General features: G+C 42.3%; 5 protein-coding genes. 3 read left to right on the top strand and 2 right to left on the bottom strand.

Annotated elements, in window-relative coordinates; translation table 11 throughout:
- Positions 1 to 376: 376 nt before the first annotated feature.
- Positions 377 to 1,180 (bottom strand): CDP-diacylglycerol--serine O-phosphatidyltransferase, encoded by an 804-nt coding sequence (gene pssA, locus RJ41_RS03785; protein ID WP_039217109.1) that lies wholly within the window; start codon positions 1,178 to 1,180, stop codon positions 377 to 379.
- Positions 1,181 to 1,550: 370 nt separating this feature from the next.
- Between pssA and xdp1 (RJ41_RS03780) the strand changes: the two genes are divergently transcribed.
- The 3 genes from xdp1 (RJ41_RS03780) (at position 1,551) to prsT (ending at position 6,520) form a co-directional block, all read left to right on the top strand.
- Positions 1,551 to 2,489, top strand: coding sequence for an exosortase-dependent surface protein XDP1 (gene xdp1 / locus RJ41_RS03780; RefSeq protein ID WP_039217106.1), 939 nt, complete (start codon positions 1,551 to 1,553; stop codon positions 2,487 to 2,489).
- A gap of 161 nt (positions 2,490 to 2,650) precedes the next feature.
- Positions 2,651 to 3,601 carry an exosortase-dependent surface protein XDP1 gene (gene xdp1, locus RJ41_RS03775; protein ID WP_052235390.1) on the top strand — a complete coding sequence of 317 codons (951 nt, stop codon included), beginning with the start codon at positions 2,651 to 2,653 and terminating at the stop codon, positions 3,599 to 3,601.
- Between the two features lie 105 nt (positions 3,602 to 3,706).
- Positions 3,707 to 6,520, top strand: a complete 2,814-nt coding sequence (prsT, locus tag RJ41_RS03770) for an XrtA/PEP-CTERM system TPR-repeat protein PrsT (protein ID WP_039217103.1) — start codon at positions 3,707 to 3,709, stop codon at positions 6,518 to 6,520.
- A gap of 19 nt (positions 6,521 to 6,539) precedes the next feature.
- Here the strand turns inward: prsT and dld are convergent, their stop codons facing one another.
- Complete coding sequence (dld, locus tag RJ41_RS03765) at positions 6,540 to 8,243, bottom strand: D-lactate dehydrogenase (protein ID WP_039217099.1); 1,704 nt, start codon at positions 8,241 to 8,243, stop codon at positions 6,540 to 6,542.
- Positions 8,244 to 8,298: the final 55 nt, after the last annotated feature.

Here is an 8,298-nt window from a genome sequence, read left to right as displayed (position 1 = left end):
CAGATTGTCTTGTCTAAATTGTTAAAGAACGTTACTAGCTTTTGCTAGCTGCCTCTCCCGAAGCGGATGCGTATCTTACAGCGCATCTTTTTTTTGTCAACAACTTTTGTTTATTTATTTTTAAACTTGGTTTTTGACACCCTCATCAGTTGTTAGCGCTTTGCTGTTCCCTGTTGAGGAGGCGCGCATTCTACGCATTCCTGACACATCGTCAACACCCTTTTTTAAATAAATATAAAAAAAGCGACTGTTCGGTCGCTTTTTAATCTAATCGCACATTTAGCATGCGTTTAAGCTTGAATATCCTTATTTTATCAGCTCAAAAAGGCATATCCTCTTTATTATTGAGCGACGAAATCTGATTATTGCTACGTAATCATTCCTGCTTATTGTCTACACTTTCATTGCTTTTCTTTTTATCGGCATTGAAGTCTGCATCTTCTTCATGATCGCCCACTACATCGTCTAACGTTACTTTCTCGACGGTACGAAACGTATTGATAGGTCCAGCTAACGCATATAGTGCAAAAACAAGGAACAATACTAAAGCGGGTTCCGTTGCTACAACAACGAATATCAGGAGAACTAAAAGAAGGCCTACAAATGGAACCTTACCGTGCCAATTAACTTCTTTAAAAGAATTGTACTTAAAGTTACTGACCATCAATAGACCAGCTAAGCCAGTTACTGCAGCAACAATAAAACCGTAATCAGTACCCACGGCGTCATATTCTACACCAACCCATACAAGGCCAGAAACAACAGCTGCTGCTGCAGGACTTGCGAGACCTTGGAAGAAACGTTTATCGGCAATACCCACTTGTGTATTAAAACGGGCCAAGCGAAGCGCTGCACCTGCTACATATATAAAGGCTGCTAACCAGCCTAACTTGCCCAGCTCAGTTAACCCCCAGTTATAAGCAACAAGTGCAGGTGCCATTCCAAATGAAACCATATCTGCCATTGAGTCATACTCAGCACCGAAGTCGCTTTGTGTATTTGTCATTCTTGCCACGCGACCATCTAAGCCATCAAAAATCATAGCAACAAAGATAGCTACTGCGGCTGCCTCGAATCTTCCGTTCATGGATGAAACCACAGCAAAGAAACCAGAAAACAACCCTGCTGTTGTTAATAAGTTGGGAAGTAAGTATATCCCTTTACGTTTTTGATCAGACATATGTCCTCATACTTCTACATATACAATTGCGTTAATTATTTCATAGATATCTAGGAACGCATAGCAAAGTAAAAATACAGTGTCTTAGCATCAATATTTTTACCCAGCTTTAATAAAGCAAAGAATAGTCGCTATTCTATCGCCGCTATTACTCGCAGCAGCCCCCAGAAGCCTCAGTTGCCTAACGTATCCCTTCAGCTGAGTCTAATAACTAGGTATACGGCAACATACCTTAAATAGGTCACCGTTCATATATCATACAAGTCCATGTTGAAATCAGGTACTTACTCAGTGTGCGCCAATAGAAAGGTGCAACGCTATCTTAGTATGTACTAGAAGCGAAAAGCGCTTCTTTTATAGGAAAGCAATTATGCTATTACTTCCAAAACACTTTTCTTTGAAGTCTGTATTACTAGTCTCTACGGCTTTGCTATCCACGTTGAGTGCAAATTCAGCATATGCCACCTATTATTATAGCAAGCAGAGTTATTCACACTGCGGCTCGTCAAGTCAAACATCAGAACGAAGCAAAGTATGCAATTCACCGTTGGGTGAATACAATTATGACTTAGTAGATAACAAAGTAACCCAGAACTCCGCGACAAATGATTCCATTGTTCAAATAGACGGACTAAATATAAATATGTCTGCCTTTTCTGATACGCAGGGAATTACAGGAGAAACCGTAGTCGGCGCGAAGCTAGAGAAAATATCTGATAAATGGGCTTATGGTGTTACCAATAATGATGAATCAAATTACCGTGGCAGTGCAGACCATGCCATTGATAACCTTAACTACTTTTCCAGCGGTAGCGATAACTCGGACTACTACAGATTCACAAACGTAGAACGGGATTATGATTTTGTGTTGCTATCGTTCAATTCTGCGGTAACGCTTACCGGCGCTAGCTTTTCTTGGCTATACAATAGTAACGATAGTCAAGTCTCTGTAGCAGCGCTTGGCAATACGGCGAAATTAACCTCTGGTGTAAACACGTGGAGTGATATAGTTGCAGATGCACTAACCTCAGCATCGTTTGACATCGAAAGCTGTGAATATTTAGATCACCGCGCAGACTTTACGTTCACTGAGTCGGCCCAATATTGGTTGGTGGGTGCGTACAACACTGTATTTGGTGAAACAGACGGAAGAATAGGTAACGACGCGTTTAAACTTGCCAATATCGGTTTCTCTATTTCAGAAACAGCGGATACACCAGATACTACCGAAGTGTCTGAACCTGGAACTATCGGCCTACTCATGGCCTGCTCACTCTTCGTCATGTGGCGTCGCAAAAAACTTATTTAACAAAATTAGACTTTAGATCACTGACAGGTGGTACAACCTGTCAGTTTTTTTTACTAAGACCGAACTCACCTTAAAATATCCTTTAAAATTCAGCACCATAAAAACTGGCACACTAAGTGCTTACACGAATATAGTGTTTTCATAGTAGTTGTGGTCAAAAAATGAAATTGAAACAGTTTTTAAGTATCCCCCTTTTATTCCTGCCGCTTAATGCAAACGTATATGCTAGCGATGTAGCGTTAGAAGAAGCCACTTACACGCTGGTAAGCGGTAGTGGCGATAACAATACTACCCATTTCCATAACAGCACAGATGCGTCTCAAGGCATACTCATAGACGGCATTAATGTAAGAGTTTCCGTTTCTGCATGGAGTGATACAGGTAGTGGCAACATCTCGTACAACTATCATACAGGCACAGTTAGTGAAACTTTCGAAGATGACAGCGTAAAAGAAGCTACCATATATGGCCACACCAATTGCTTGGCTAATTACTACAATAATTGTATAGACGGTACACAGGCGTATGGCTTAGGAATAAGAAATTCTGATTGGGATTTTAAAAATAACAATTACTATTACGATGCTCACACAATAGATAATACGTCGATAGGAGGAAGTAGAGACTTCGACATGATTCTACTTTCGTTTGATAAAAAGGTTGTCTTAACAGGCGGTACTTTCTCTGCAAATTACTACGATGGCGGCGAGAAAAACGATGTCACTGTTGCAGGCCTCGACTATGACAAAGCTAACGCTTTATTTACCGGCACTAGTGACTTTACGTGGTCAGATGTAAATGAAACTGTACTTGCTGGCGCACTTGGCCATTACGATATTAGCAATACAAAAAATTCAGAAAACTATTACGAATCTTCATTCGCAAAGAATCTGACCGCCGCTAAGTATTGGCTTGTTGGCGCCTACAATACTGTGTTCGACCAAAGCGTAAGCGGCTCTATCAATAAGGTAGGTTTTAAACTATCTTCACTTACCATTGGGTTAGAAAAAGAAACGACTCAGCCTCCAACAGAAGTCAGCGAACCAGGTGCCCTAGCACTAATGAGCTTAGGTTTAGGTCTTGTGCTTTACAGACGTAAGCGTCGCGTTTAATGGTTTAAAAACGCTTAGAAAACACGTATCTTTAGAAGGTGGCTTAGGCCACCTTTTTTTATGCTATTTTTAAGCCAGTGGCTAGGCTAAGTTTCGAAGGTTTATATGGATTTTTTTAATAATAAAAAGCGAATTGTACATCGCGCTATTATCTCTGCAGTTGCCTCATCGTTAATCGCTTTCAACAGTTTTGCTACTACATCAGAAGATTACGAAAAAGCACTCACTGCGTTTAATCAAAACGAATATGACGAAGCCTATATCCACCTTAAAAACAGCTTACAGAAAGACCCTGAAAATCTAGCTGCAAAAATACTCATGGGCGAAATACTGCTTATAAACGGCTATTTAACCGCGGCCGAAATGGAGTTTGTAGAAGCGCTAGAGATGGGTGCTGACATTAACCTTCTGGCAGAACCGCTTGGCAATACATGGCTGTTCTTGAACAGATATAAAGAGATTGTCGATTTTGCCGATTTAAACAAACTGTCGGGAGAGGCAGAGCGCGAGTGGTTAATGATTCGTGCAACTGCGTGCACTAGACTGGAAGATGAGCAATGCGCCTTACGCGACTATAGCACCATAGTCTCACGCACACCTAACTTCGTGCCAGCTATAAACGGCTTAGCCTCAATTGCACTTCAAAATGAAGACTTATCTAAAGCAAATTCTCTTATCGATAAAGCCATGTCGTTAGAACCAGAAAACGCAATAACATGGCGATTGAAGGGGCAGCTTGCTTATCGACAGGGAGATACTGACGCAGCAACCGCGCATTTACAAAAAGCCCTAACGTTTAACCGCGACGACCCTATTGCGCTACGTAACCTTGTAGACTTGTACTTAGAAGCAAAAGACTACGATACCGCGAAGCTATTCGTTGATGAAATTATTGAGGACACGCCGAACGATCCGCTAGCCATATTACTCAACAGCTGGCTACAAAGTAGAGACAACCAGCAAGCTATTGATAATGCAGAGCTAAAAGAACTTAACGACTTCATGGCGCAGCTTGACCCTGAGCTGATAACCTCACAGCCGATGTTGTTATATATAAGTGGTTTAACGAATTTCTTTAACAACAACATGGAAACAGCCGCAAAGGACTTTAATGCTTACTTGCAGCAGGAGCCTGATGATCTGCAGGCAGTATTAATGCTAAGTCAAGTCTATATGGCAACACAGCAAGACAAACAAGCGCTTGCGCTGCTTGAACGTCATCAGGATGCGTTAATGGAAGACCCTGACTCAGCGCTGCTTCTGGGTGACTTATTTATTCGCCAAAACAAAGCATTCAAGGCTGAACGCCTACTGCAAAATCTTGAATATAAATACCCTAATGAGAACAAGCTTCAGCTTTTCAAGATTAAATTAATGGCTGCCAGAGGTAAGCAGGACGAAGCGCTATCTATTCTTGAAAAGAATTTGCCGACCTACAAAGATAACGCGGGTTTTCTATTCACTTATTCATTAATGAATTTACAAGCCCAGCAGTTTGATAATGCTTTAAAAGGCGCAAACCTGCTAAGTGAACTTTATCCTGACGAAGCTGAAGTGTACAACTTAAAAGCCGGCATCTTGATAAGACAAGGTCAGTTAGAAGAAGCTAAAACCAATATTGAAAAGGCGCTGACACAGAACCCTACCCTTTTTCCTGCAAAATTCAATTTGGCGGCTACAGAAAGCCGCTTAGGCAACGTAGAAACTTCTAATCAATTGATTGAAGAACTTCTTACTTTGTCACCGCAGCATAATGAAACGCTGATGCTAAAAGCGTTTAATCTGACCAAAGCAGGCAAGGTAGATGAAGCAAAGCAAATCTATCTCGATTTACTAACTCTTACGCCGTCGAATAGCGGTGCTAGAGAGCGTGTTTCGTCTTTGTATCAGCAAGAAGGCGACATTAAGAATGCCCTGTATCACTTAGACCTGCTAATTAAAGATGACTTCGACAATGCTGACTACCTCCTTCGCAAAGCTGCGCTTCAGTTAGGGAATAATCAGCGTGCCGATGCGGAAAAAACGCTAAGCATTGTAAGAAACTTTATTAACGATGACGCGGGTAAATTAATTGCCTATGCCGACCAAGCCCGAAACATTGGTGATAGCGAGGGCGCGTTGAACGCCATGGCTCGCGCACACGACATAGCCAACACGAGTACATTTGTTACCCTGCGCTATACAAGCTTACTGTTAGATTTACAGAAAAACGATAAAGCACAGTCGTTGTTAGCGACAATTCCTGCAAACCAGCAGCAAAACCCGGTTTACCATTTTCTAAAAGGGAGATTAGCTGCGAATAAAGGTAATGATGAAAGTGCGATTAACGCTTTTGAAAAAGCGCTAGAAGTCGACGCTTCTTTTGCACAAGCCTTTGTTGCGATCTACAACTACGCATTGAACGAACAGTTCGTTGATGTATTTTTAAATACTGCCCGCAAATTGGTGAGCGAAAATGAAAACAATTTACTCGCGAAAAACCTTCTGGCACAGTACCTTTTCTTTATTCAAGAGTTTGACGAATCGATAGCGCTATACAAAGAGCTTGTTGAAGAGCCCAATCTATTAAACCCAGCCGAAGCCTTTAACCGCTTAGCTATCATGCATATAGAAAAGTCTTTAGTTACCGCGAAAAACTATGCGCGACAGGCTTATGAATTACAGCCTAATTCATCAAAAATACTCGACACTTTTGGGCATATTAAAGCGCTACAGGGAGATTATGAGGGTAGCCTTAAAATGCTTAGAGACGCTTTCGCAAGGGACGCTAACGACCCTAACGTTCGCTACCACCTTGGCTACACGCTTGCAAAACTCAATAGAATTGACGAAGCGAAGAAAGAGCTAGAGTATGCAGTAAATGTAGAACGCCCATTCTTTAGGCGTCCACAAGCTAGAGCATTATTAGAGAGCCTATAAGGCTCTCTCTCGCATACGATTAAAGGCAGCACGAACAATTGCGTTTGTACTTTTCCATCTTACCAATGCCCGGATTAAAGGTATTGGTAGGGTCTAGCTCTCTGTAAAACTGCTGTAACCTACTCTCAGCTTCATACAAATGCCCGACGTTATGCTCGGCAGGATATTTAGCGCCGCGACTATCTAATAATGCCAACATGTCCGCCTTTACTTTTTTGGCATCGCTGCCCTTTTTAAGTATGTAGTCCTGATGGAAGACATGGCAAAAGAAATGGCCGTAATAAAGTGGCTTTTCGACATGTTTGGCTATGTGCTCAGGCAACTTTTCTACCCAAAACTCGTCATTGCGGCGCAACGCAATATCTAACGCTAAAATATCCCCGACTTGTTTGTGATGCATCATTTGATAACGCACCGCGGCACCTGCCGCTGCGAAGCGAAGTAAAAAAGCTTTAGATGCTTCCTCTTCGTTACAAGTAATGTAGTCTCCGTCTAATTTCTCTTCCTTAAACAGCTTAGACATAAGCCTGCGAGCCTCCTCAATACCTTCATCGCTCATTTTAAGGATAAGATGGTGCTCGTATTTGTCGCGGTAGGCTCTTAAACTTGCAGGGATTTGGTCAGAGAAAAGTTTACTCCCAAACTGCATAACTCTGTCGCTTAGGTAACGAGGCATAAAAGGCAGTTTGTTGAGCACAGCATCCACCCGCCCTTTAAGTGCAAACATTTTAGGTAGTGTATCAGTGCCTAAACGTTCAATACTTAATATCGTATCTTTGCCATACTTATCTGCAATATCAAACATTTCTCTATGCAAGTATTCACCTACTTCAGGAACATTATCAAACGTTGACAGAATATCTCTGCGGATGCGGGTAAGTACAGCAGCATCGTTCGTGCCGATGTAAAAGGTTTGTTCTTTTTTAGGTACTTCGAATGTGTCTAAGCGCACGGCAAAAACGGCGATTTTGCCTGCACAGCCACTGGCTTCATAAAGCCTTGTTGGATCGGCATTGAAGCGACTCGGCGTATCAGCGTTTACATCTCGAACGATTTCTTCATAGTCACTGGCTGACGCTTTCTTTATCGTTTCTGGGAGGGATTTCTCAAAATTACCGGAAGAAAGATTTCCGATAATTTCTTCAGCGGTATCACCTAGGTCTACACCTAAATGATTAACCAGATTTAGCTCGCCGTTTTCATCTATTTGAGCAAATAAGGATAGCTCTGTGTACGCAGGCCCTCTTTTGACAAGCGCCCCACCTGAATTGTTTGCTACGCCACCAACGATAGACGCCCCTAAACACGAAGACCCAATCACCGAATGTGGCGCGCGCCCTAGTGGCTTCAACATTTTTTCCAACTTAAACAAGGTTGCCCCTGGAAAACTCAACACCTGCCTACCATCGTTTATTAGGACGATATCGTCCATGGCTAGGGTGTTAATTACTATTACCGGTCTATCATAATCGTCACCGCTTGGTGTCGAACCTTCAGTCAGCCCGGTTTTCGCAGCCTGCATAATGATGATGCAGTTAAATTCAACACAGACCTTAAGCACTTCCCAATATTGCATGAGCGTGGTTGGAAACAGTACGGCCAATGCCTCACCTTCGCCCGAGCGCCATCCTTTTCGATAGTGCTCAGTTTGGCGGTCTCCAATGGCAAGATTGCTTTCCCCGAGTACGCGTTTAAATGCGTTAATAATTGGGGCTGTTTCCATGTATGACTCCTAACACTCACGCTGAAATTACTCTAGCAGAGTAAACTAAAGGAAA

It is taken from the genome of Alteromonas marina, assembly GCF_000808575.1.
GTDB classification, from domain to species: domain Bacteria; phylum Pseudomonadota; class Gammaproteobacteria; order Enterobacterales; family Alteromonadaceae; genus Alteromonas; species Alteromonas marina_A.
The sequence above is the reverse complement of the archived record's forward strand: the minus strand, read 5'-3'. Positions and strand labels throughout refer to the sequence as shown.

Coding starts and splice junctions, on each gene's coding strand:
- pssA (WP_039217109.1), bottom strand. CDS start 1,180: ATGTCTGATCAAAAACGTAAAGGGATATACTTACTTCCCAACTTATTA.
- xdp1 (WP_039217106.1), top strand. CDS start 1,551: ATGCTATTACTTCCAAAACACTTTTCTTTGAAGTCTGTATTACTAGTC.
- xdp1 (WP_052235390.1), top strand. CDS start 2,651: ATGAAATTGAAACAGTTTTTAAGTATCCCCCTTTTATTCCTGCCGCTT.
- prsT (WP_039217103.1), top strand. CDS start 3,707: ATGGATTTTTTTAATAATAAAAAGCGAATTGTACATCGCGCTATTATC.
- dld (WP_039217099.1), bottom strand. CDS start 8,243: ATGGAAACAGCCCCAATTATTAACGCATTTAAACGCGTACTCGGGGAA.